Origin of the sequence: Streptomyces sp. NPDC007264 (assembly GCF_042869095.1) — a bacterium.
In the GTDB taxonomy this organism is placed as follows: domain Bacteria; phylum Actinomycetota; class Actinomycetes; order Streptomycetales; family Streptomycetaceae; genus Streptomyces.
Window position 1 is genome coordinate 45,068 of sequence record NZ_JBIAFD010000028.1, and the last position, 23,498, is coordinate 68,565.

Here is a 23,498-nt window from a genome sequence, read left to right on the forward strand (position 1 = left end):
GTACGCCCTGCCCAGAGGCGATCCATCCGCGTAGACTCCGCCGCGTGGCCAAGGTGACTCGGGACGATGTGGCGCGACTCGCGGGGACTTCCACCGCGGTCGTCAGCTACGTCATCAACAACGGACCCCGGCCGGTCGCCCCGGCCACGCGCGAGCGCGTCCTCGCCGCGATCAAGGAGCTGGGGTACCGGCCCGACCGGGTCGCCCAGGCCATGGCGTCGCGGCGCACGGACCTCATAGGCATGATCGTGCCGGACGCGCGCCAGCCCTTCTTCGGGGAGATGACGCACGCGGTCGAGCAGGCCGCCGCGGAGCGCGGGAAAATGGTGCTCGTCGGCAACACCGACTACGTGGCCGAGCGCGAGGTCCACTACCTGCGGGCCTTCCTCGGCATGCGCGTCGCCGGGCTGATCCTGGTCAGTCACGCGCTCAACGACCACGCCGCCGCCGAGATCGAGGCGTGGGACGCCCGGGTGGTGCTGCTGCACGAGCGGCCGGAGGCCATCGACGACGTCGCGGTCGTCACGGACGACCTCGGGGGCGCCGAGATCGCCGTCCGCCACCTCCTGGAGCACGGCTACCCGTACGTCGCCTGCATGGGCGGCACCGCCCAGACCCCGGCGGTGGGCGACCCCGTCTCCGACCACGTCGAGGGCTGGCGGCGCGCCCTGCGGGAGGCCGGGATCTCCACGGAGGGCCGGCTCTTCGAGGCGCCGTACAACCGCTACGACGCCTACCGCGTGGGCCTGGACCTGCTGTCCGGCCCGGACCGCCCGCCGGCCATCTTCTGCTCCACGGACGACCAGGCCATCGGCGTGCTGCGCGCCGCCCGCGAGCTGCGCCTCGACGTGCCGGGCGAGCTGGCCGTGGCCGGCTTCGACGACGTCAAGGAGGCGGCGCTCACCGACCCGCCGCTCACCACGGTCGCCTCCGACCGCCCGGCCATGGCCCGCGCGGCCGTCGACCTCGTCCTGGACGACGGCCTGCGGGTGGCGGGATCACGCCGCGAACGGGTGAAGTTGCTCCCGTCGCGGCTCGTGGTGCGCCAGTCCTGCGGCTGCACGGGCTGACCCGGACCGTCGTCCTCGTCGCCCCCGGCCGGTACGGCCCCGGGGGCGACCTTATGTCGGGCATACGCGGTTCTGTCGGGCTTCTCAGGGGCGACTCAGGAAGCTCTCATGATCACGGGACACTCTCTATGCATGACCGAGAGCTTCCGCCGCAGCGGCGAGTACGAGAACCCCCAGGGTGACGGACAGCAGGCGGATTCCCCCCTGCGGCCGGCGTACCCCCGGCAGCCGTACGCCTCCTCCCCCGTGAACCCGGAGTGGCCGGCCCCGCCGGCCCACCAGCCGGGCGACCGCGGGGACGGCGACGGTGCCGGCGCCGTCGCGGCTCCGCCGGCCGCGCCCGCCGGGTCGACGGCTCCCGTCCCGGCGAAGCGCGCCAAGGGCCCGCTCGCCCTCCTGGCCGCCGTGGCGATCGTCGCCGCCGCCATAGGCGGCGGCACCGCCTACGGCATCCAGGAGCTGACCGGCAAGGACACGGTCGCCTCCAGCTCCACCAGCACCGCCGTGGTGCCCGCCGGCCTGAAAGGCACCGTGGCCGGTGTCGCCACGGCGGTCACCCCGAGCATCGTGGAGGTCAGCGCCTCCTCCGGCGCCGGCGACTCGACCGGCTCCGGCGTGATCATCACGAGCGACGGCGAGATCGTCACGAACAACCACGTCGTCTCCGGTGCCTCCTCGGTCAAGGTGAGGACGAGCGACGGCAGGTCCTACACCGCACAGGTCGTCGGCACCGACAGCAGGAAGGACCTGGCGCTGATCAAGCTGGAGAACGCCTCCGGCCTGAAGACCGCCACGCTCGGCAACTCCGACGGCATCCGGGTCGGCGACCAGGTCGTCGCCATCGGCTCCCCCGAGGGGCTGACCGGCACCGTGACCAGCGGCATCGTCTCCGCCCTCGACCGCGACGTCACCGTCTCGGCCGACGAGAGCCAGGGGCAGGGCCCGGACGGCCGGTGGCCCTTCGAGTTCCGCGGCCGGCAGTTCAACGGCGACACGGGCTCGTCCACGACGACCTACAAGGCGATCCAGACGGACGCGTCCCTGAACCCGGGCAACTCCGGCGGCGCCCTGATCGACATGAACGGCAACATCATCGGCATCAACTCGGCGATGTACTCGGCCGCCTCGGACTCGACCTCGTCGAGCGCCGGCAGCGTCGGCCTCGGCTTCGCCATCCCGATCAACACCGTCAAGGCCGACCTGGCGAAGCTGCGCTCCGGCTCCCAGAGCTGAAGGGGCGCCCGTCGGGCCACTGGTAAAGGAGGACGCCATGATCAAGCAGGTGCTGCACGAGTCGACCGCTCCCGTCGGCCCCGCCGGGGTCTCCCTGGCCCTCGCCGTCACCTACGAACTCCACACACCGGTCCTCCGCGCGCCGGAACCGCACGAACTGCGCGCGCCCGTCCCCCGCACGCCGGAGGTCGCGGTCCCGGTCGCGGCCCCGGTCGCGGTCCCTCAGCTGATGGGCCTGCGGACCCCCGCCACGCGCCCTCGCCGCCGCAAGGTGCCGCTGCACCGGCTCACCGCGGCGCTGGGCTGAGCCGCCCGCCCCTCGGGGGCCTCCCGGCGACGCCCACACGTCGGTCCGTCCGGGGCGGATCCACGGCGACGGCCCCCGCCCCGCCCCGTCCGCCCCCGCCGGGAAACATGCGAGGCTGAAGACGTTCAGCCCCGCCCACCGCACCTCGAGGAACTCCACACCCATGAGCCCCGCCGAAGGCGACCGTGAACCCCAGCGCATCCTGATCGTCGACGACGAACCGGCGGTGCGCGAAGCACTCCAGCGCAGCCTCGCCTTCGAGGGCTACGGCACCGAGGTCGCCGTCGACGGCGCGGACGCGCTGGAGAAGGCCACGGCGTACCAGCCCGACCTGGTCGTCCTCGACATCCAGATGCCGCGCATGGACGGCCTCACCGCCGCCCGCCGGATGCGCGGGGCGGGCACCACCACCCCCATCCTCATGCTCACGGCCCGCGACACGGTCGGCGACCGCGTCACCGGACTCGATGCCGGGGCGGACGACTACCTGGTCAAGCCGTTCGAACTGGACGAGCTGTTCGCCCGTATCCGGGCCCTCCTGCGCCGCAGCTCCTACGCGGCCGCGGCGGTCGGCGCGCAGGAGGACGAGGCCCTGACGTTCGCCGACCTGCGCATGGACCTGGCGACGCGCGAGGTCACGCGGGGCGGGCGGGCGGTGGAGCTGACCCGGACCGAGTTCACGCTCCTGGAGATGTTCATGGCACATCCGCGGCAGGTGCTGACGCGCGAGCAGATCCTGAAGGCGGTCTGGGGCTTCGACTTCGAGCCGTCGTCCAACTCCCTCGACGTGTACGTCATGTACCTGCGCCGCAAGACCGAGGCGGACGGCGAGCCGCGGCTCGTGCACACGGTGCGCGGCGTGGGCTACGTCCTGCGAGAGGGCGGCGCGGGGTGATCAAGCGGTTCCGCTCCCTCCCGCTGCGCTCCCGGCTGGCCCTGCTGGTGGCGGCGGCGGTGGCGTTCGGTGTGGCGGCGGTCTCGCTGAGCTGCTGGTTCATCGTGCAGGGGAAGCTGTACGAGCAGGTGGACAGGGATCTGAAGAACGCCAGCGGCCCGGTCCGTCAGGTGGGCCTCATCAGCGTCCTGAGCAACTGCACGACCCATCCCGCACCGCCGGACGACCGGGGCCCACAGCCCACCACCTACTACATCCAGGTGGTCGGCACCCAGGGCAAGGCCTGCGTCTTCCCGAACTCGGCGGGCCTCGTCCGGGTCACCGACGACGACACCGACATCGCCAGGAACCCCGACCGGGACGTGCAGACCTTCCACAACGGCACCGACAGCGGGGGCAACCCGGTGCGGGTGCTGACGTCGCCCCTGACCAGCCAGGGTCCGGAGGGCCTGCAGCTGTACTCCGACTACGCCCTGCTGGTGGCGTATCCGCTCAGGGACACCGACCGGACCCTCGACGACCTGGCCCTGCTGCTGCTCGTCGTCTCCGGGGTGGGGGTCGTGGGCGCGGGGGCCGCCGGCCTGGCCGTGGCCCGTGCCGGCCTGCGCCCCGTCGACAAGCTCACGGAGGCCGTCGAGCACATCGCCCGCACCGAGGACCTCACGACGCGCATCCCCGTGGACGAGGACAGCGAGGACGAGATCGCCCGGCTCTCCCGCTCCTTCAACTCGATGACCTCCGCCCTGGCGAGCTCCCGCGACCTTCAGCAGCAGCTGATCGCGGACGCCGGCCACGAACTGCGCACCCCGCTCACCTCGCTGCGCACCAACATCGAACTCCTCACCCGCAGCGAGGAGACGGGCCGCCCCCTGCCCGCCGAGGACCGCAAGGCGCTGCTCGCCTCCGTGACGGCCCAGATGACGGAACTGGCGTCGCTGATCGGCGACTTGCAGGAGCTGTCGCGTCCGGAGAACGGCCAGCACACCGGCAGGGTGCAGGTGCTGGCGTGGCAGGGCATCGTGGAATCCGCCCTGCGCCGCGCCCGGCTGCGCGGCCCGGAGCTGACGATCACGGCGGACCTGCGGCCCTGGTACGTGCGGGCCGAGCCGTCCGCGCTGGAGCGGGCGGTCGTGAACATCCTGGACAACGCCGTCAAGTTCAGCCCCGACGGCGGCGCCATCGACGTCGCGCTGGCGGACGGTGTCCTGACGGTCCGCGACCACGGCCCCGGCATCGCGGCCGAGGAACTCCCGCACGTCTTCGACCGCTTCTGGCGTTCCCCGTCGGCCCGTGCGCTGCCGGGCTCCGGCCTCGGCCTGTCCATCGTCGCGCGCACCGTCCAACGGGCGGGCGGCGAGGTGTCCCTGACGCCGGCGGAGGGCGGCGGCACGGTGGCGACGGTCCGCCTGCCGGGGGCGCCGACACCGCCGCCGGAGGGGACGCCGGAGCCCCTTCCGTGAGCGGACGGCCCGCCCCGGTCCGAGGACCGGGGCGGGCCGTCCGGTTCATCGCGCGGCGGTCGCCGCGCTCCGGTCGCCGTGGGCGGTCACCGCACCACCGTGATCCGGTCCGCGGTCGGCACCGGGTACGGTGCCGCGGCCGACGAGTGGGCCGTCAGATAGGTCTCGAAGGCCGCGAGGTCGTCGCCGCCGACCAGGACGTTCGTGCCCTTGCCCAGTTCCGCGAAGCCGTCGCCGCCGCCCGCGAGGAACGAGTTGAGGGCGACGCGGTAGGTGGCGGCCGGGTCGATCGGCGAGCCGTTCAGCCGCACGGAGTCCACGACCACCCGCGCGGCGCCCGACTTCGTCAGATCCAGGCCGTAGGTCAGCCCCCCGGACACCTGAAGGATCTTCGGCGACGCCTCGTTGGCGCCGCTGACCTGCTGCTGCAGCGCCGTGATCAGCTGGGTGCCGGTGAGGTCGACCAGGTTCACGGTGTTGGAGAACGGCTGGACCGTGTACGCCTCGCCGTAGGTCACCACGCCGTCGCCCTCACCGCCGGTCGCCGGGTAGGTGAGCGGTGCGCGGATGCCGCCCGGGTTCATCAGCGCGAGGTCCGCGCCGGGGTCCACCGACTGTGCGTACGCCAGCTGCGCGTCCGCGATCAGGTCGCCTAGCGGGGACTCGGTGCCGGTGTTGCCGATCTCTCCCGCGATGTAGCCGATGGGCCGGGAGGCGACGGGCGCGGCGCGCGTCTTCCACTTCGTGACCAGGTCCGTCATGTCGGCGGCCTTGGCGACGTCCCGGGTGACCACGTGGTTGGCGGAGCTGACGGCCGTGCGGGCGATGTCGCCGGTCCAGCGGTCGTACGTCAGCGTCGTGTCCGTGTACAGCCGGCCGAACGAGGACGCCGAGGTCACCATGCGGGGGCGGCCCGCCGGGTCGTCGATCGTGCACACGTACGCCTGGTGGGTGTGGCCGGTGACCAGCGCGTCCACCGCCGGGGTGACGTGCTTGGCGATGTCCACGATCGGACCGGAGATGCCGTCGCCCGCGCCGGGGCTGTCGCAGTCGTAGTTGTAGGCGCTCGACGCGGGCGCCCCGCCCTCGTGGATCAGCGCGACGATCGACTGCACGCCCTGCCGCTGGAGCACCTTGGCGTACTTGTTGATGGTCTCGACCTCGTCGCCGAACTTCAGGCCCTTGACGCCCTCGGCGGAGACGATGTTCGGGGTGCCCTCCAGCGTCACGCCGATGAAACCGACCTTGACCCCGTGCTTCTTCCACACCCAGTAGGGCCTGAGGAGGGGCCGGCCCGTCTTCTCGTCCGTGACGTTCGCGGCGAGGTAGGGGAAGTTCGCCCCCTGGAACGTCTCGCCGTCGTCGTAGCAGCCGTCCTTCGGGTGACAGCCGCCGTTCTGCAGCCGGGCCAGCTCCACGGCGCCCTCGTCGAACTCGTGGTTGCCGACGCTGGTGACGTCCAGGTCCAGCTTGTTGAGCGCGTCGATGGTGGGCTCGTCGTGGAACAGCCCGGAGATCAGCGGCGAGGCGCCGACCATGTCGCCGGCCCCGGCCGTGATGGAGTACGGGTGACCGGCTCGCGCCTGCCGAAGATGCGTGGCCAGGTATTCGACGCCGCCCGCGTCGATGGTCCTGGTGGTGCCGTCCTCCTCGTGCTCGGTGACCCGTCCCGAGGAGCCGGCCGGCGGCTCCAGATTGCCGTGCAGGTCGTTGAAGGACAGCAGCTGCACATCCTGGTAGCGCCCCGGGTACCCGTGCCCGTGGCCCGGCCCGCCCCCGTGGGCGTCGGCCGGCAGCGCCGTCATCAGGGCGCCCGCGGTGGCGAGGGCCGCGGCGGCCCCGAGGATGCGGTGAAGAGGTCTGAGCCGGAAGGTCGGCGGCATGTGCCCCCCTGTGTCGTGTAAAGAGCGTGCCGAGACGGTCGTTCGCGCAGCCTAGGGTCAACGCGCGTAGCGCAACAGGGGGTTAGGGGTTACGAGCAGGTTGCCGTTGCCTCCCGTTTCCGGGGTCCGCCCCGTACCCTCGTACCCATGACCAGCGACGACACCGCCCGCCCGGCATCGCCCCGCTCCATCACGACCGTCGGCGCGCTCTCCCCCGGCCGGGCCGAGGACGTCCTCGCGCTGCTCGCGGAGGCCGCCCGGGTGGACGGGCAGCAGGCCGTGTCCGAGCAGGGGCGGCTGCAGTTGCGCGGCGGTGAGCGGGAGGGCGTGTCCCATCTGCTGCTGACGGTCGACGACACCCTCCTCGGATACGCGCAACTGGAGGACACCGACCCGGTCGAGGCCCCCGCCGCCGAGCTGGTCGTGCACCCCTCGCACCGCGGCCACGGGCACGGCCGCGCCCTGGGCTCCGCGCTGCTGGCCCTCTCCGGCAAGCGGCTGCGGGTGTGGGCGCACGGCGGTCACCCCGCGGCCCGGCACCTCGCCCAGGTCCTGGGTCTCACCCTGTTCCGCGAACTGCGCCAGATGCGCTGCCCGTTGACCGGCATCGACCTGCCCGGGCCCACCCTGCCCGAGGGGGTCACCGTCCGCACCTTCGAGCCCGGCCGGGACGACGCCGCCTGGCTCGCCGTCAACGCCGAGGCGTTCGCCCACCATCCCGAGCAGGGCTCCCTCACCCAGCGCGACCTCGACGACCGCATGGCCGAGCCCTGGTTCGACCCGCGCGGCTTCTTCCTCGCCGAGCGCCGGGGCGAGCACGGCCCCGAGCTGATCGGCTTCCACTGGACCAAGGTCCACGCGGAGGAGGGGCTCGGCGAGGTCTACGTCCTCGGTGTCCGTCCCGGCGCCCAGGGCGGCGGTCTGGGCCGTGCGCTCACCGCGATCGGTCTGCGGCACCTGGCCGCCCAGGGCCTGGCGACCGCGATGCTGTACGTCGACGCGGACAACAAGGCGGCGCTCAGCGTGTACGAGCGGCTGGGCTTCACCACCTACGAGACCGATCTGATGTACCGGACGGAGACCTGAGCGCAGTCTCGAGCGGAAGCCTGCACGGGGCCGGGGCACCGTGGGCCGTGGACTGGGGACCCGGGGGCCGTGGGCCGGGTCACCGGGGCCGTGGACCGGGGACCCGGGCACCGGGCGGCCCGGGGCGGCGCATACACTCCCCCTCCGGGCCCGCCGGGGCCGCGGCGCCGGGCCGACCTCCGCGGGACCCTTCCCGGTGGCCCGCACGTCATGTCACCGTAACCATTGATTCAGACGGGCTTGCGACGCTCGGTCAATGAATGCCGCCGTGCCAGAGCCCTCGCCGCCCCCGGACCAGGGGCCCGGCGCGCAGCGCGGGCGTTTCTCCGACGCGCTGCCGCCCGCTCACTCCGACGCGCCCGTCACCCGGTCGGCGCGGAAGAATGGGTTTATGAGCCAGCAGAACGCCCAGGCACAGGCCCACCCGTCCCCCGCCACGTCGCGTGACGCAGAGCCCACGGGTCACGCGCCTCTGCAGAGCCAGCAGCCGTCCGTGGGGTCCATCGCCGCGCACCGCCCGCACACCAGGGGCCCGGCGGTCTCCGACCTGGACCCCGACCTCGACGCGGACCTCGACGGGTACGAGGAGACCGAGGGCGGCCGGCTCCCGCAGGGCCGGTTCCTGGACCGCGAGCGCAGCTGGCTCCAGTTCAACGAGCGCGTGCTCGAACTGGCCGAGGACCCGGACACGCCCCTCCTGGAGCGGGCGAAGTTCCTGGCGATCTTCGCCGGCAACCTGGACGAGTTCTTCATGGTCCGGGTGGCCGGCCTCAAGCGCCGCATCGCCACCGGTGTCGCCACCCGGTCCGCGTCCGGCCTCCAGCCCCGCGAGGTGCTGGAGATGATCTGGGCCCGCTCCCGCGAGCTCATGGCCCGGCACGCGGCCTGCTTCCACGAGGACGTCGCCCCCGCGCTCGCCGAAGAGGGCATCCACCTGGTCCGCTGGAACGAGCTGACGGAGAAGGAGCAGGCCCGGCTGTTCACGCTCTTCCGCCACCAGATCTTCCCGGTCCTCACCCCGCTCGCCGTCGACCCCGCGCACCCCTTCCCGTACATCTCGGGGCTCTCGCTCAATCTCGCGGTCGTGGTGCGCAACCCGGTCTCCGGCCACCGCCACTTCGCGCGCGTCAAGGTGCCACCGCTGCTCTCCCGCTTCCTGGAGGCGTCCCCGCAGCGGTACGTCCCCATCGAGGACGTCATCGCCGCGCACCTGGAGGAGCTGTTCCCGGGCATGGAGGTCCTGGAGCACCACACCTTCCGGATCACCCGCAACGAGGACCTCGAGGTCGAGGAGGACGACGCCGAGAACCTGCTGCAGGCCCTGGAGAAGGAGCTGATGCGGCGCCGCTTCGGGCCGCCGGTGCGCCTGGAGGTCGAGGAGTCCATCGACCGGTACGTCCTGGACCTGCTCGTCCGCGAGCTGAAGATCTCCGAGGCCGAGGTCTACCCGCTGCCGGGCCCCCTGGACCTCACCGGCCTCTTCGGCATAGCGGGACTGGACCGGTCCGAGCTGAAGTACCCGGCGTTCGTCGCCGGCACCCACCGCGACCTCGCGGAGGTCGAGTCCGCGTCCGCGCCCGACATATTCGCCGCGCTGCGGGAGCGGGACGTGCTGCTGCACCACCCGTACGACTCCTTCTCGACCTCCGTGCAGGCGTTCCTGGAGCAGGCGGCCGCCGACCCGGACGTGCTCGCCATCAAGCAGACGCTGTACCGGACGTCGGAGACGTCGCCGATCATCGACGCGCTCATCGACGCGGCCGAGTCCGGCAAGCAGGTCCTGGTGCTGGTCGAGATCAAGGCCCGCTTCGACGAGCAGGCGAACATCAAGTGGGCCCGCAAGCTGGAGGAGGCGGGCTGCCACGTCGTGTACGGGCTCGTCGGGCTGAAGACGCACTGCAAGCTGTCGCTGGTGGTACGGCAGGAGGGGGACATGCTCCGCCGCTACAGCCACGTCGGCACGGGCAACTACCACCCGAAGACCGCACGCCTGTACGAGGATCTCGGGCTGCTGACCGCCGATCCGCAGGTCGGCGCGGACCTGTCCGACCTCTTCAACAGGCTGTCCGGCTACTCGCGCCGCGAGACCTACCGCCGGCTGCTCGTCGCCCCCAAGTCCCTGCGCGACGGTCTGGTCTCGCGGATCACCAAGGAGATCCAGCACCACCGCGCCGGCCGCCCCGCCTACGTGCGCATCAAGGCCAACTCGATGGTGGACGAGGCGATCGTCGACGCCCTCTACCGGGCCTCGCAGGCCGGCGTCCCGGTCGACGTGTGGGTGCGCGGCATCTGCGCGGTGCGCCCGGGCGTCCCCGGCCTGTCCGAGCACGTGCGCGTGCGGTCCGTGCTCGGGCGGTTCCTCGAGCACTCCCGCGTCTTCGCCTTCGGCAACGGCGGCGAGCCGGAGGTGTGGATCGGCAGCGCCGACATGATGCACCGCAACCTCGACCGCCGTATCGAGGCACTCGTCAGGGTCACCGACCCGGCCCACCGGGCGGCCCTCAACCGGCTCCTGGAGACCGGCATGTCCGACGCGACGGCCTCCTGGCACCTGGGCGCGGACGGCGAGTGGACCCGGCACGCGACCGACGCCGACGGCCAGCCCCTGCGGAACATCCAGGAGATGCTCATAGACGCCCGGAGGCGCCGGCGTGGCACAGCAACACCTTGACCCCCCGACCGGGCCCGCGTCCGGCCCCGTGAGCGCCGACGCCCTCGCGGACTACCTGCGGGCCCAGGCCACGGAATTCCTCCGGTCGCTGCGACAGCACGGGGAGAACGGTGCCGAGGGGGCCGGCGCCGCACGGGCGAGGACGAGGCCGGGGGACGGCGGCACGGAGGAGCCCGGCGACGCGGCGGGCGCGCTGCGCCGCTCGGCCCGCCGCATCAGCGGCACGCTCCACACGTTCCGCCCCCTGCTCGACGCCGACTGGTCGGAGCGGATGCGTCCGGAACTCGCCTGGCTGTCGGGCACGCTGGCCGGCGAGCACGCCTACGCCGCCCGGCTCGACCGGCTGCTCCTCGCGCTGCACCGGCTGTCGGGCGCCCCGGCCCTGCCCGCGCAGTCGACGGGCGCGGCGGAGTCCGCCGGCGGGGGCCCGCGCGCCCAGCTCACCGCCCCGGACCGCGGCAGCCTGACCGTCGGAGCGGCCAAGGCCGGCGCGCTCCTGGAGCGCCAGCTGACCCTGGCCCGTACGCGCGCCCACTCCGCGGCCCTGCAGGCGCTCGGGTCGAGCCGATTCCACGCGGTGGCCGACAGCGTCGCCGTCCTGGCCAGCGAGGTCCCGCTCACCCCGGCCGCGGTCACCGCCGATCTGCGCCCGCTGGCCGCCTCCGCCGAGGAGCGGCTGACCGACGCGGTCACGGCGCTGCCGCTGGTCACCGCGGGGCACCCGTACAACGCGGAGGCCCTGATCCACGGCCTCTCCCCCGATCCCGCCCCGCACCCGCAGGACGCCCCCTGGCACCAGGTGCGGCTGCTGCTGCGGCTGCACCGCTACGCCCGCGAGGTGCTGCACGGCGGACACGTCGGGAACTCGGCCCTCGACGGGCGGCTGCCGGGGGCGGGCCGGGCCCTGAACCGGCACCGGGACGCCTCCGAGGCGGCCGCCGCGGCGGCCGCGGCGGCGCGCACCCCGCGCATCGCCCCGGCGACGGCGTACGCGCTCGGCGTCCTGCACGCCGACCAGCGCCACGAGGTGGAGGCGGCCCGTTTCGCCTTCCAGCAGTCATGGCAGAGGCAGGTGGTACGGACCGGCTGAGCGGGATCGGCGACGTCCGGTGCGGCTCGGGAGCGCCTCGAAGGGGCGCACCCGCAGGTGAGTGAGGCACCGGATGTCCCGCGGAGCGCTCGGGCGCCCGGACCGCGGCAGGCGAGTGAGGAGCCGTGAGCACCCGATGACCGACGACACCATCCGCGCGGCGGGCTGTGTCCTGTGGCGGCGTTCCCCCGTAGACGGTGAGCTGGAGATATGTCTGGTTCACCGGCCGAAGTACGACGACTGGTCCCACCCCAAGGGCAAGCTCAAGCGCGGCGAGGACCCGCTCGCGGGTGCGCTGCGGGAGGTCGAGGAGGAGACGGGCTACCTGGCCGTGCCGGGCGCGCCCCTGCCCGGCGTCCGCTACGAGGCGCAGGGACGCCCCAAGCAGGTCCGCTACTGGGCGGCCGAGGCGACGGGCGGCTCCTTCACCCCGAACCGCGAGGTCGACCGCCTCCTCTGGCTCCGGCCGGCCGCGGCGCGCAGGCGTTCGACCCAGCCCCGCGACCGGGACCTGGTCGACGCTCTGCTGAACGCGCTGAACCCGCGCTGATCCGCCCTGCCGCGACCGCGCCTGCCGGAATGCCCCCGTGTCCGAGACGTAAGCCTTCCGTGACCTAACCACACCGTCCGCAGGGGTTCACCTCCCGTTCATTTTCGACCATCGGCCGCTTCACCTGTTCTGCCTAATTTCGGCCTTACCCGGTGCGAAGCACGCATGAAGGCGTGCGAAGCACTTCCTCGATCGCAGCGGCCCGGACCGGGCCGACCACACCTCGCACGCCGCCCAGGTCGGCGGCTCCTGGAAGGAACTCCCGAAAGTGAAGCTTCAGCGCAAGAACCGGCTTCGCGCCCTTTCCCTCGGTGCTGTCGCCGTCTCCGGCGCCCTGGCCCTGACGGCGTGCGGCTCCGACGACACGGGCAAGGACACGGGCGGCAAGAGCTCGACCTCGGCGTCCGGCAACTCGTCCATCAAGTGCGACGACGCCAAGGGCCAGCTGCAGGCCTCCGGCTCTTCCGCGCAGAAGAACGCGATCGACGCCTGGGTCAAGCAGTACAGCGCGGCCTGCAAGAGCGTGCAGATCAACTACAACCCGACCGGTTCCGGCGCGGGCATCACCGCCTTCCTCGGCGGCCAGACCGCGTTCGCCGGCTCGGACTCCCCGCTGAAGCCGGAGGAGCTCGCCCAGTCGAAGAAGGTCTGCTCCGGCGGCCAGGCCATCGACCTGCCGATGGTCGGCGGCCCGATCGCGATCGGCTTCAACGTGCCGGGCGTGGACAGCCTGGTCCTCGACCCGTCGACCATCGCCAAGATCTTCAACGGCAAGATCACCAAGTGGAACGACGCGGCGATCGCGAAGCTGAACCCGGGCGCCAAGCTGCCCGACCTCAAGATCCAGGCGTTCCACCGCTCCGACGAGTCCGGCACCACGGACAACTTCACCAAGTACCTGATCGCCACCGCCAAGAGCGACTGGCCCTACGAGGGCGGCAAGGCGTGGCAGGCCAAGGGCGGCCAGTCCGCGCAGGGCTCCTCCGGCCTGGCCCAGCAGGTGAAGCAGACCTCGGGTGCCATCTCGTACTTCGAGCTCTCCTACGCCGCCGACGGCATCAAGACGGTCGACCTCAAGACCGGTGCCGCCACCCCGGCCAAGGCCACCACCGAGAACGCCAGCAAGGCCATCGCCGCCGCCCAGGTCGCCGGCACCGGCAAGGACCTGGCCCTGAAGCTGAACTACCAGCCGACCGCGGAGGGCGCCTACCCGCTCACCCTGGTCACCTACGAGATCGTCTGCGACAAGGGCAACAAGGCGGACACCCTCCCGTCCGTGAAGTCCTTCCTCACCTACATCGCGTCCGAGGACGGCCAGGGCCTGCTGGCCGACGCCAAGTACGCGCCGATCCCGTCCGAGATCAACTCGAAGGTCCGCGAGACCATCGCGGCCCTGAGCTGATCTGAAGTGCGGCCCGCTCCCCGACCGGAGCGGGCCGCACCGTCCGGTGCACCGCCGCCTGGAGCCGCCACCCGCTACGGCTCCGCAGACCGGAGATCCCGATGGACATATCCACACAGAACACTGAAGCGCCTCCGCCCACCTCCCAGCCCTCCGTGGCCGAGCAGACGCGCCCGAGCCGCGGCGCCACCCGCCCCGGAGACCGGATCTTCCTCGGTCTGTCCCGTGGGTCCGGCATCTTCCTGCTGGCGATCATGGCCGCGATCGCGGTCTTCCTCACCTACCGTGCGGCCCTCGCCATCAGCGACGACCACGGCAACTTCCTGACCACCTTCGAGTGGAACACCAACCTCAACCCGCCGGTCTTCGGCATCGCGGTGCTCGCCTTCGGCACGATCGTCTCCTCGATCGTCGCCATGGCCCTCGCGGTTCCGGTCGCGGTGGGCATCGCGCTGTTCCTGACGCACTACGCGCCGCGCAGGCTGGCCGGCCCGATCGCCTACGTGATCGACCTGCTCGCCGCCGTCCCGTCCATCGTCTACGGCCTGTGGGGCGCCCTCGTCCTCGTCCCCCACCTGGAGGGACTGTTCGGCTGGCTCGACGAGTACCTCGGCTGGACCGGCATCTTCCAGTGGCAGGGCGGCGCCCCGCGCTCGCTGCTGACGGTCGGCATCCTGCTCGCGATCATGATCCTGCCGATCATCACCAATGTGAGCCGCGAGGTCTTCCGGCAGGTCCCGCAGATGCACGAGGAGGCGGCCCTCGCCCTCGGCGCCACGCGCTGGGAGGTCATCCGCATGTCCGTCCTCCCGTTCGGCCGCTCCGGTGTGATCTCCGCGTCGATGCTCGGCCTCGGCCGCGCCCTCGGCGAGACCATGGCGGTCGCCACGGTCCTCTCCCCGACCTTCGACATCCAGGCCAGCCTGCTCGACCCGGGCGGCGGCACCTTCGCGCAGAACATCGCCAGCAAGTTCGGCGAGGCCAGCGACCAGGGCCGTGACGCGCTGATCGCCTCCGGTCTGGTCCTCTTCGTCATCACCCTGCTGGTCAACGGCGCGGCGCGCATGATCATCGCCCGCCGCAAGGAGTACTCGGGGGCCAACGCATGAGCACCGCAGCCGTCCGCCACAAGCGCACGAGCACCCTGCGCGGCGCCACCCTGCCGAAGTGGACGTCCTGGGCGATCGCCGCGGGCTCCCTCGCCGTCGCCGTGGGCATCGGCCTGGGCGCCGGCCTCGACAGCGAGATCCAGTGGGGCCTGATCGCCGCGGTCCTCTTCGTCCTCGGCACCTACACCGTCGCCGCCCGCGTCGAGGGACGCCGGCAGGCCAAGGACCGGGTCGCGACCAGCCTCGTCTGGGTCTCCTTCGTCATCGCGGTCATCCCGCTGGCCTCCCTCGTCTGGGAGACCGTCAAGCGCGGTGCGAAGGTCTTCGACGGATACTTCCTCTCCCACTCGATGGGCGTGGTCGCCGACACCGAGACCGGCGGCGGCATCTACCACGCGATCCTGGGCACCCTGGAGCAGGTCGGCCTGGCCACCGTGATCGCCGTGCCGGTCGGTGTGCTCACCGCCGTGTACCTGGTCGAGTACGGGCGCGGCACGCTCGCCCAGGCCATCACCTTCTTCGTCGACGTCATGACGGGCATCCCGTCGATCGTCGCGGGTCTGTTCGTCCTCAGCTTCTGGATCCTCATCCTCGACATGGGCTACTCCGGCTTCGCCGGCTCGCTGGCCCTGTCGATCCTGATGATGCCCGTGGTGGTCCGCTCCACGGAGGAGATGCTCAAGCTCGTCCCGAACGAGCTGCGCGAGGCGTCCCTCGCGCTGGGCGTCCCCAAGTGGCGCACCATCCTCAAGGTGGTCCTGCCGACGTCGATCGGCGGCATCACCACGGGCGTGATGCTCGCGATCGCGCGCATCACCGGTGAGACCGCTCCCGTACTGCTGCTGGTGTGGGGCACGAGCTTCATCAACAGCAACCCCTTCGAGGACCCGCAGGCCTCGCTGCCGCTGTACATCTACCAGCAGTACGCGAACAGCGCGGGCTCCGGCGCGGCCTACGACCGGGCGTGGGCGGCGGCGCTCACCCTCATCGGCTTCGTGATGATCCTCAACCTGGTGGCCCGCGGGATCGCCCGCTGGAAGGCCCCCAAGACCGGTCGCTGACGCGGCCACTCAGCGACTGATCCGTCCGACCTGGAAGTGACGTAAACATGGCCAAGCGAATCGACGTGAGCGGGCTCACCGCCTACTACGGCGCCCACAAGGCGATCGAGGACATCTCGATGACGGTCGAGCCGAGGTCGGTGACGGCGTTCATCGGCCCCTCCGGCTGCGGCAAGTCGACGTTCCTGCGCACGCTCAACCGCATGCACGAGGTGACCCCGGGCGGGCGCGTCGAGGGCAAGGTGCTGCTGGACGACGAGGACCTGTACGCGACCGGGGTGGACCCGGTGGCGGTGCGCCGCGAGGTCGGCATGGTGTTCCAGCGCCCCAACCCGTTCCCGACCATGTCGATCTTCGACAACGTCGCCGCGGGCCTGCGCCTGAACGGCAACCACAAGAAGAACGAACTCGCGGACGTCGTCGAGAAGTCCCTCAAGGGCGCCAACCTGTGGAACGAGGTGAAGGACCGCCTGAACAAGCCGGGCTCCGGCCTGTCGGGCGGCCAGCAGCAGCGTCTGTGCATCGCGCGCGCCATCGCGGTCGAGCCGAAGGTGCTGCTGATGGACGAGCCGTGCTCCGCCCTGGACCCGATCTCGACGCTCGCCATCGAGGACCTGATCGGCGAGCTGAAGGAGCGCTTCACGATCGTCATCGTGACGCACAACATGCAGCAGGCGGCGCGGGTGTCGGACCGTACGGCGTTCTTCAACCTGGCGGCCGTGGGCCAGCCGGGCCGGCTGATCGAGATCGACGACACCGAGCGGATCTTCTCCAACCCGTCGGTCCAGGCCACGGAGGACTACATCTCCGGCCGCTTCGGCTGATCCGCCGTAGTCGAAAGACCCCTCGCGGTGCTGCATGGCGGTGCCACCGCGAGGCCGAAGAGGGCCCGCCCCCGGCTCCCGGGGGCGGGCCCGCTCGTCATTCGGCGACTTCCGTCCGTTCCCACCAGCGGTACACGGTCACCCGCCCCTCCTGCCGGTCCTCGTGGCGCGATGTCATCTTGTAGTGCTCGTATCCGCCGCGGAGAGGAATCTTGAGCTCTTGTCCCGGAGGCACGATCGGCACGACCTGGCCCGCCAGATCGTCCGGTCCGCCTTCGAGGAGTGCCTTGTCAGTCATAGCTCCAGTCTTGTCACGACGCGGACGCGCGCATCTCGAGACCGGACCGCTCGCACGGCAGGACGGGCCCACCCGTGGACACCCCGCAGCCCCCGTCCGGGCCCGGGCCCGCGACGGCGGCCTCGCCTACAGGAAGGCCAGGTCGATCACCCAGAACCCGCACGCGGCCACGACCGCCGCCGCGGGCATCGTGATGAACCAGCCCATGACGATGTTCTTCGCCACGCCCCACCGCACGGCGTTCACGCGCTTCGTCGCGCCCACGCCCATGATCGCCGAGGTGATGACGTGCGTCGTGGAGATCGGCGCCTTGAACAGGAACGCCGTCGTGAACATGATCGAGGCGCCGGTGGTCTCCGCCGCGAACCCCTGCGGCGGATCCAGCTCGATGATCTTGCGGCCCAGGGTGCGCATGATGCGCCAGCCGCCCGCGTAGGTGCCCAGCGACAGCATCACCGCGGAGACGAGCTTCACCCACACGGGGATCGGATCCCCGTACTTCTCGACGTCCGCGATGACCAGCGCCATCACCACGACGCCCATCGTCTTCTGCGCGTCCTGCAGGCCGTGGCCCAGCGCCATGCCGGCCGCCGACACCGTCTGCGCTATGCGGAAACCCCGCTTCGCCTTGTGCGGATTGGCGCGGCGGAAGATCCACATGATCGCCGTCATCACCAGGTAGCCGACGATCAGGCCGACCACGGGCGACAGGAACATGGGGGTGACGACCTTGTCCAGGACCCCGGACCAGTAGACCGTCGTGCCGCCCGCCAGCGCCGCTCCCACCATCCCGCCGAACAGCGCGTGCGACGAGGACGACGGCAGCCCGAAGTACCACGTGATCAGATTCCAGGTGATGGCACCGGTCAGCGCCGCGAAGAGGATGCCCATCCCCTTGCCGCCCTCGGGCGTCTGGATCAGGCCCTCACTGACCGTCTTCGCCACCCCGCTGCCGAGGAACGCGCCCGCGAGGTTCATCACCGCCGCCATCGCCAGCGCCGCCCGCGGCGTGAGGGCTCGCGTCGACACCGACGTCGCGATGGCGTTCGCCGAGTCGTGGAAACCGTTCGTGTACGCGAAGAGGAGCGCGACCATGACGGTCACGATCAGAGCGAAGGTGTCCATGGACGGCTCAGGACTCCTTGACCGCGATGGTCTCCACGGTGTTCGCCACGTGCTCGAAGGCGTCCGCCGCCTCCTCCAGCACATCCACGATCTGCTTGAGCTTGAGGACCTCGATCGCGTCGTACTTGCCGTTGAAGAGGTGGGCGAGCAGCTTGCGATGGATCTGGTCCGCCTGGTTCTCCAGGCGGTTCACCTCGATCCAGTACTCGGTGAGGTTCTCCATCGTGCGGAGGTTCGGCATCGCCTCCGCCGTGAGCTCCGCGGCCCGCGCCAGCACCTCGATCTGCTGCTCGACGCCCTTCGGCAGTTCCTCGATGTTGTAGAGGACGACCAGATCGACGGCCTCCTCCATGAAGTCCATGATGTCGTCGAGGGAGCCGGCGAGGGAGTAGATGTCCTCGCGGTCGAACGGCGTGATGAACGAGGAGTTCAGCTGGTGGAAGATCGCGTGCGTGGCGTCGTCCCCGGCGTGTTCCGCGGCCCGCATACGCTCTGCGATCTCGGCACGGGCGGAGGTGTCCGCTCCGAGCAGTTCCATCAGGAGCTTCGAGCCCGTGACGATGTTGTCCGCGGACGCGGCGAACATGTCGTAGAAGCTCGTCTCCCTGGGGGTCAGACGAAAGCGCACGTGGGGTCCTCGGGATCCTTCGGTTCCGGTCAGGCTGATGCTAAGGGCAACATCCGGCCACGGCTAAGGGGCCGTCCTCCAGTGTCGCCCATCGGCCACGGCCGTCGGCAGGGGGGCGGTGCGAGGGCGTCCGAGACAGCGGCCAAGGGCCGTATACCCGGCAAAGTTCGTTACCATATACCCGCCAGGGGTATATGTCCGTTTCGGAATGCGCGGGTCCCGCACCCGCGAGCCGCCGGTCCCTGTCCGTATCCCCGGGCGACCGTCGACAGGAGGACGCGATGACGACCACCGAGGCCGGCGCGCCGGCGCCCTCCGAGGGCGGCGGGAACGTGGTGACCGACCACGACCGCGGCGTCCACGGCTACCACAAGCAGAAGGCCGAGCACCTCAAGCGGCTGCGCCGCATCGAGGGCCAGATCCGCGGTCTGCAGCGCATGGTGGACGAGGACGTGTACTGCATCGACATACTCACGCAGGTCTCCGCCTCGACGAAGGCACTGCAGTCCTTCGCGCTGCAACTGCTCGAGGAGCACCTGCGCCACTGCGTCGCGGACGCCGCCCTCAAGGGCGGGTCGGAGATCGACGCGAAGGTGGAGGAGGCCACGAAGGCGATCGGCCGCCTGCTGCGCACCTGACCCGCGGCACGGCTCACCCGCCGGACGCGTCCCGTTCCTCGGCCACTCTCAGCACCTCGTCGATGCTCTCAAGACTGAGCCGGTCCTCGCGCGCGGCCGAGGCCGCGATCATCAGGTCACCGCACAGCTCGATCTCGGCGAGGGCCACGTGATCCTGCACTGCCGTACCACCGCCCAGAGCCACGCGCATCACCTCTTTCTGCCGTCACCGGCTTCTAGGGTAAGGAGCGGCCCGCGGACGGCGCATGGCACGGACGGACCATTTCCGGCCCCTCAGCAGCGCCACTTCCGGCACCCGGACGCGGCCCCCGCACGCGGCGCCCGCACCCCGGCATCCGCACCCCGGCGGGCGGCCCCCTCGGCGGCGGGCGGCCCGGGCGGCCGGCGCCCCTCGCGCCTCACCGGGGGGCGATCTTCCCGGCGTAGATGTCCCCGTCCGCCGGCAGTCGCACCTCGGCGGGCGTGCCGAAGTCGTACAGCAGGGTCGTCGAGGCCACCGCGACCGTGGTCCTCTGCTCGCCGTTGACGAAGCTGAACCGGTGGCGGACCTTCCGGACGCGGCCCTCGTCGTCGAGGTAGGCGTCGAACGGGACCTCGGCCGTGGCGAACCCTTTCGCCGCCGCCCGCAGCGGCCGCCTGTTCCCGGCGGACGCGCTCCGCGCCGCCAGCCCGATGTCGGCGACCCCGCGATAGTGCCGCACCGGCGTCCCCGCGACCTCGGTCCTTCCCACGTACGTCGCCCTGCGGACCCCACGCAGCAACTCGGCCGCCGCGAACGGGTCGGTGGCGCCGCCGGTGACGAGGTTGCCGTCCGAGAGCGTGGTCGTGTCCACCCGGACCCACTTGTCGGCGGGCACCCCGGCGCCCCGGTTCTTCATGAACAGCGCGCCGGGAGCGAGCAGTTCCGTGATGGGCCGGTGTCCCTCGGTGCCCGCGGGATCCTGCGGCAGCGTCACCTTCAGCCGGCCGAGCGGGCCGCGGTAGTCGTAGACGCCCTCGCCGCGGATGGTGACCCGGGTGCCGCCCGTGGCCATCTCCATCGACGTGCGGGCCTTGGAACTGCCCGCGCGCACCAGGGCCCCTGCCGCCTGGCGGAGCACCCCCACCGCGTCCGCTCCGGAGCGCGCGTCCTCGGCGGCGGCCCCGCCGCCCGCGCACCCGGAGAGCGAGCCGCCGCACAGGAGGAGTCCCGCCGTCGCGACGACCGCCGCACCCGCCCGGCCGTGCTGCCGCACCTTCATCGCCTGCCTACCCCCAGCCGGTCCGTCCCGGTGTCCCTCCTGTCGTTCCGGTTAACGACCGGTAGGGAGACCCGTCACGCGTCGGCATGGCGGTCCACTTGCCTTGGGTAACCTGTCGGAGTGGAGCACCAGAAGGCCCCCCTGGGTCCGGACCAGCACCGCACGACGACGATCGAACAGGGCCGTTTCTGCGTCGCCCGCTGCACCTGCGGCTGGCGGGGGCCCGCGCGCAGAGCCCGTAGCCTGGCCCGGTCGGACGCCGAGGGGCACGCCACCGGGTGACACCACCGCACCGGGAGCGCACGCCTCGTCCGCATCCCCTCGTCCGCCTCCCCTCGTCCGTCTCCCCCAGCCCGCACGCCGTGGCCGTTCCGTGGCATTCCCCGCGGAACCCCGCGTGCCGAGGCCCCGTCTGGTTCCACGGAACCCGAGGAGGGCACATGCAACGGCGTACGTTCATCGGCGGAGCCACGGCCGCGCTCGCGACGGCGGCCACCGCCGCGTGCAACGGCCACGCGGGCGGCGGCACATCGGCGGCCACGGGCACGTCCACGCGCACGGCCACCGGCACGTCCCCGCGCACGGCCGCCGCCGGCTCCGGCGCCGCCGGCTGGACCGCCCTCGCCCAGGACCTGGCCGGCTCCCTGGTCCGGCCGGGCGACCAGGCCTGGCCCGCCGCGCACCAGCTCTACAACACGCGCTTCGACGCGCTGAAGCCCGCGGCCGTCGCGTATGTGGCGCACGCCGACGACATCCGCACCGTCCTGGCGTACGCCCGTGCGCACCGGATCAAGGTCGCCATACGCAACGGCGGCCACTCCTACGCCGGCTGGTCGTCCGGCGACGGCCGGCTGATCATCGACGTCTCGAAGCTGAACGGGATCCGCGCGAGCGGCGGCACGGCGGTCGTCGGCGCCGGGGCCAAGCTGATCGACGTCTACCGCGCGCTCACCGCGAAGGGCGTGACGATACCCGCGGGCTCCTGCCCCACCGTCGGCGTCTCCGGACTCACCCTCGGCGGCGGCCACGGCGTGGTCTCCCGGGCGTACGGCCTGACCTGCGACAGCCTCACCCAGGCGACCCTGATGACGGCGGACGGCAGGCAGCTCGTCGCGAACGCCACCGAGAACAAGGACCTCTTCTGGGCCCTGCGCGGCGCGGGCAACGGCAACTTCGGCGTCGTCACCGAGCTGCGCTTCACGACGCACCCGGCACCGCAGGCCGTGTCCGCGTACCTGACCTGGCCCTGGTCCCGGGCGGCGGCCGTGCTCGGGGCCTGGCAGGAGTGGGGCCCGGCCCAGCCCGACGAGATCTGGTCCTCCTGCCACCTCTCGGGCAGGGCCGGCGGCAGGCCCACCGTCTCCGTCTCCGCGTTCTCGCTCGGCACGTACGGCGAACTGCAGAACGCGGTCGACCGGCTGGCGGCGAAGATCGGGTCCCCCGCGTCGGGCGTCTCGCTCGAACGGCGGTCCTACGAGGGCGCGATGGAGGTGTACGCGGGCTGCTCGTCCTTCTCCTCCGACGCCCAGTGCCATCTGCCGGGCCGGACACCGGGCAGGTCACCGCGGGGCGCCCTCGGCCGCGAGACGTACGCGGCCCGCTCGGACTTCTTCGACCGCTCGATCCCGGCGGCCGGCATCCACGCCGTCCTGCGCTGGCTGGAGTCCGTGCGGGGCGGGGAGGGCAGCGTCGCGTTCACCGCGCTCGGCGGTGCGGTCAACCGGGTCGCGCCGACGGCCACGGCGTTCGTGCACCGCCGTTCGCGCATGCTGGCCCAGTACATCGCGAGCTGGCGGGCGGGCACGTCCGGCGCGACGGCCCGGTCCTGGCTGGCGTCGGCCCACACGTCGCTGCGCGGCCACGCGTCGGGGGCCGCGTACCAGAACTACACGGACCCCACCCTGGCGAACTGGCGCACGGCCTACTACGGGGACGCGGCCGCCCGCCTCGCGCAACTGAAGCACCGGTACGACCCGGCCGGCTTCTTCACGTTCCCGCAGTCGCTGTAGGAGCCCTCGGAGCGGTCCAGCCGTCCAGCCGTCCGCCCGCGCAGCGCCCCGCACCGCTTCCCCGCGAAGCCGCCCCGCACCGCCCCGGGGCGGCCGCTACGCCGCCAGGTCCCGCTCCTGCGCCGCCGCGTCGGCCTGCGCCCCGGGGGTCACCGGCTCCGCGGCACGCGTCCTGCGGTCCCGGATCAGCCACCCCGCCCGGGGTGAACGCTCGACCGCCCTCATCAGCGGGGTGAGCAGCGCCATGGCGAGTGGGGAGAGCAGCAGGGCGACGGCGGTGCCGAGGGCGAATCCGCCGACGACATCCGTCGGATAGTGCACGCCCATGTAGACCCGGCAGAACCCTTCGAGCAGGGCGAGCCCGAGGCCGACGAGCCCGAACGTGCGGCTCGCCACGAACAGTCCGACCGCCATCGCCATGGTGAGCGTGGCGTGGTCGCTGACGAAGGAGTAGTCGGTCTTGCCGGTGACGAGGACATCGATGCCCTGGTGGTCGACGAACGGCCGCGGCCGCTCCACGAAACCCCGGATCGGCACGTTCACCAGCACGGCGAGACCGGCGGCCAGCGGCGCCCAGACGAGCGCGGCCACGGACGACGCCGCGTCCTCGCCGCCCCGCCGGCGCACGCTCAGCCAGCACCACAGGACGAGCAGGACCATGGCGAGCAGCAGCCCGTACTCACCGACGAACTCCATGACGCGGTCGAACCAGTGCGGGGCCTGCTTGGCCAGGCCATTGATGTCGTAGAGCAGATCGACGTCGGGATTCGACCCGGATTCGGCGAGTCCAGCCATCGTGCGCGGCCCCTTCGTCGTCTGTTCCCTCGCGCGGGCGCGCCCGTACGCGCGCCGCTTCCACCACCCCCGTGGTCGTAGATCCGCTCCACGTCAAGCCGGCTGCCGTCCGTCGACGCTCTA

General features: G+C 72.0%; 23 protein-coding genes. 16 read left to right on the forward strand and 7 right to left on the reverse strand.

The window, feature by feature from the left end:
* Positions 1–44 precede the first annotated feature (44 nt).
* From ACFYMU_RS32050 to ACFYMU_RS32070, 5 genes are all read left to right on the forward strand, one after another.
* Positions 45–1,070, forward strand: coding sequence for a LacI family DNA-binding transcriptional regulator (locus ACFYMU_RS32050; protein ID WP_388380903.1), 1,026 nt, complete (start codon positions 45–47; stop codon positions 1,068–1,070).
* Between the two features lie 132 nt (positions 1,071–1,202).
* The gene (locus ACFYMU_RS32055; RefSeq protein ID WP_388380906.1) at positions 1,203–2,303 is read left to right on the forward strand and encodes a S1C family serine protease; all 1,101 of its coding nucleotides are present in this window, start codon (positions 1,203–1,205) and stop codon (positions 2,301–2,303) included.
* Positions 2,304–2,340: 37 nt separating this feature from the next.
* Positions 2,341–2,610 carry a hypothetical protein gene (locus ACFYMU_RS32060; protein ID WP_388380909.1) on the forward strand — a complete coding sequence of 90 codons (270 nt, stop codon included), beginning with the start codon at positions 2,341–2,343 and terminating at the stop codon, positions 2,608–2,610.
* Positions 2,611–2,773: 163 nt separating this feature from the next.
* Entirely contained in the window at positions 2,774–3,505 is a 732-nt protein-coding gene (locus ACFYMU_RS32065) for a response regulator transcription factor (protein WP_388380912.1), read from the forward strand.
* Positions 3,502–4,965 (forward strand): sensor histidine kinase, encoded by a 1,464-nt coding sequence (locus tag ACFYMU_RS32070; RefSeq protein WP_388380915.1) that lies wholly within the window; start codon positions 3,502–3,504, stop codon positions 4,963–4,965. The genes ACFYMU_RS32065 and ACFYMU_RS32070 overlap by 4 nt, the downstream gene beginning before the upstream one ends.
* 86 nt (positions 4,966–5,051) lie before the next feature.
* Here ACFYMU_RS32070 and ACFYMU_RS32075 read toward each other — a convergent pair whose 3' ends face one another.
* Entirely contained in the window at positions 5,052–6,848 is a 1,797-nt protein-coding gene (locus tag ACFYMU_RS32075; RefSeq protein WP_388380918.1) for a bifunctional metallophosphatase/5'-nucleotidase, read from the reverse strand.
* 147 nt (positions 6,849–6,995) lie between these two features.
* Here ACFYMU_RS32075 and mshD point away from each other — a divergent pair, with 147 nt between their 5' ends.
* The 8 genes from mshD (at position 6,996) to pstB (ending at position 16,641) form a co-directional block, all read left to right on the forward strand.
* Complete coding sequence (mshD, locus tag ACFYMU_RS32080) at positions 6,996–7,934, forward strand: mycothiol synthase (protein WP_388380922.1); 939 nt, start codon at positions 6,996–6,998, stop codon at positions 7,932–7,934.
* Positions 7,935–8,190: 256 nt separating this feature from the next.
* Positions 8,191–10,605: an RNA degradosome polyphosphate kinase gene (locus ACFYMU_RS32085; protein ID WP_388380925.1), complete on the forward strand. Its 2,415-nt coding sequence runs from the start codon at positions 8,191–8,193 to the stop codon at positions 10,603–10,605.
* Entirely contained in the window at positions 10,586–11,695 is a 1,110-nt protein-coding gene (locus ACFYMU_RS32090; protein WP_388380928.1) for a CHAD domain-containing protein, read from the forward strand. Before ACFYMU_RS32085 ends, ACFYMU_RS32090 begins: the two co-directional genes overlap by 20 nt.
* 136 nt (positions 11,696–11,831) lie before the next feature.
* Positions 11,832–12,245 (forward strand): NUDIX hydrolase, encoded by a 414-nt coding sequence (locus ACFYMU_RS32095; RefSeq protein WP_388380931.1) that lies wholly within the window; start codon positions 11,832–11,834, stop codon positions 12,243–12,245.
* Positions 12,246–12,513: 268 nt separating this feature from the next.
* Positions 12,514–13,647: a phosphate ABC transporter substrate-binding protein PstS gene (gene pstS / locus ACFYMU_RS32100; RefSeq protein WP_388380934.1), complete on the forward strand. Its 1,134-nt coding sequence runs from the start codon at positions 12,514–12,516 to the stop codon at positions 13,645–13,647.
* Between the two features lie 101 nt (positions 13,648–13,748).
* A complete protein-coding gene (gene pstC / locus ACFYMU_RS32105) occupies positions 13,749–14,756 on the forward strand; it encodes a phosphate ABC transporter permease subunit PstC (RefSeq protein ID WP_388380937.1) in 1,008 nt (335 codons plus the stop codon).
* On the forward strand, positions 14,753–15,817 hold the full coding sequence (gene pstA, locus ACFYMU_RS32110; protein ID WP_388380940.1) for a phosphate ABC transporter permease PstA: 1,065 nt from the start codon (positions 14,753–14,755) through the stop codon (positions 15,815–15,817). Before pstC ends, pstA begins: the two co-directional genes overlap by 4 nt.
* 47 nt (positions 15,818–15,864) lie before the next feature.
* On the forward strand, positions 15,865–16,641 hold the full coding sequence (gene pstB, locus ACFYMU_RS32115; protein ID WP_388380942.1) for a phosphate ABC transporter ATP-binding protein PstB: 777 nt from the start codon (positions 15,865–15,867) through the stop codon (positions 16,639–16,641).
* Positions 16,642–16,738: 97 nt separating this feature from the next.
* Here pstB and ACFYMU_RS32120 read toward each other — a convergent pair whose 3' ends face one another.
* The 3 genes from ACFYMU_RS32120 to ACFYMU_RS32130 form a co-directional block, all read right to left on the reverse strand.
* Positions 16,739–16,939, reverse strand: a complete 201-nt coding sequence (locus ACFYMU_RS32120; protein ID WP_388380944.1) for a DUF5988 family protein — start codon at positions 16,937–16,939, stop codon at positions 16,739–16,741.
* Positions 16,940–17,065: 126 nt separating this feature from the next.
* Complete coding sequence (locus tag ACFYMU_RS32125) at positions 17,066–18,064, reverse strand: anion permease (protein WP_388380947.1); 999 nt, start codon at positions 18,062–18,064, stop codon at positions 17,066–17,068.
* A gap of 7 nt (positions 18,065–18,071) precedes the next feature.
* Positions 18,072–18,692, reverse strand: a complete 621-nt coding sequence (locus ACFYMU_RS32130) for a DUF47 domain-containing protein (protein ID WP_388380950.1) — start codon at positions 18,690–18,692, stop codon at positions 18,072–18,074.
* Positions 18,693–18,973: 281 nt separating this feature from the next.
* Between ACFYMU_RS32130 and ACFYMU_RS32135 the strand changes: the two genes are divergently transcribed.
* Positions 18,974–19,330 carry a metal-sensitive transcriptional regulator gene (locus ACFYMU_RS32135; protein ID WP_388380953.1) on the forward strand — a complete coding sequence of 119 codons (357 nt, stop codon included), beginning with the start codon at positions 18,974–18,976 and terminating at the stop codon, positions 19,328–19,330.
* 13 nt (positions 19,331–19,343) lie between these two features.
* Here ACFYMU_RS32135 and ACFYMU_RS32140 read toward each other — a convergent pair whose 3' ends face one another.
* Together ACFYMU_RS32140 and ACFYMU_RS32145 are read right to left on the reverse strand one after the other, a co-directional pair.
* Entirely contained in the window at positions 19,344–19,490 is a 147-nt protein-coding gene (locus ACFYMU_RS32140; RefSeq protein ID WP_388381008.1) for a hypothetical protein, read from the reverse strand.
* A gap of 238 nt (positions 19,491–19,728) precedes the next feature.
* Positions 19,729–20,571, reverse strand: coding sequence for a hypothetical protein (locus tag ACFYMU_RS32145; protein WP_388380956.1), 843 nt, complete (start codon positions 20,569–20,571; stop codon positions 19,729–19,731).
* Between the two features lie 120 nt (positions 20,572–20,691).
* On the opposite strand from ACFYMU_RS32145, the gene ACFYMU_RS32150 reads away from it, so the two are divergent.
* Positions 20,692–20,853, forward strand: coding sequence for a hypothetical protein (locus ACFYMU_RS32150; RefSeq protein WP_388380959.1), 162 nt, complete (start codon positions 20,692–20,694; stop codon positions 20,851–20,853).
* 158 nt (positions 20,854–21,011) lie between these two features.
* Positions 21,012–22,580 (forward strand): FAD-binding oxidoreductase, encoded by a 1,569-nt coding sequence (locus ACFYMU_RS32155; RefSeq protein ID WP_388380962.1) that lies wholly within the window; start codon positions 21,012–21,014, stop codon positions 22,578–22,580.
* A 96-nt stretch (positions 22,581–22,676) separates the two neighbouring features.
* Here the strand turns inward: ACFYMU_RS32155 and ACFYMU_RS32160 are convergent, their stop codons facing one another.
* A complete protein-coding gene (locus tag ACFYMU_RS32160) occupies positions 22,677–23,375 on the reverse strand; it encodes a phosphatase PAP2 family protein (RefSeq protein ID WP_388380965.1) in 699 nt (232 codons plus the stop codon).
* Between the last annotated feature and the right edge of the window lie 123 nt (positions 23,376–23,498).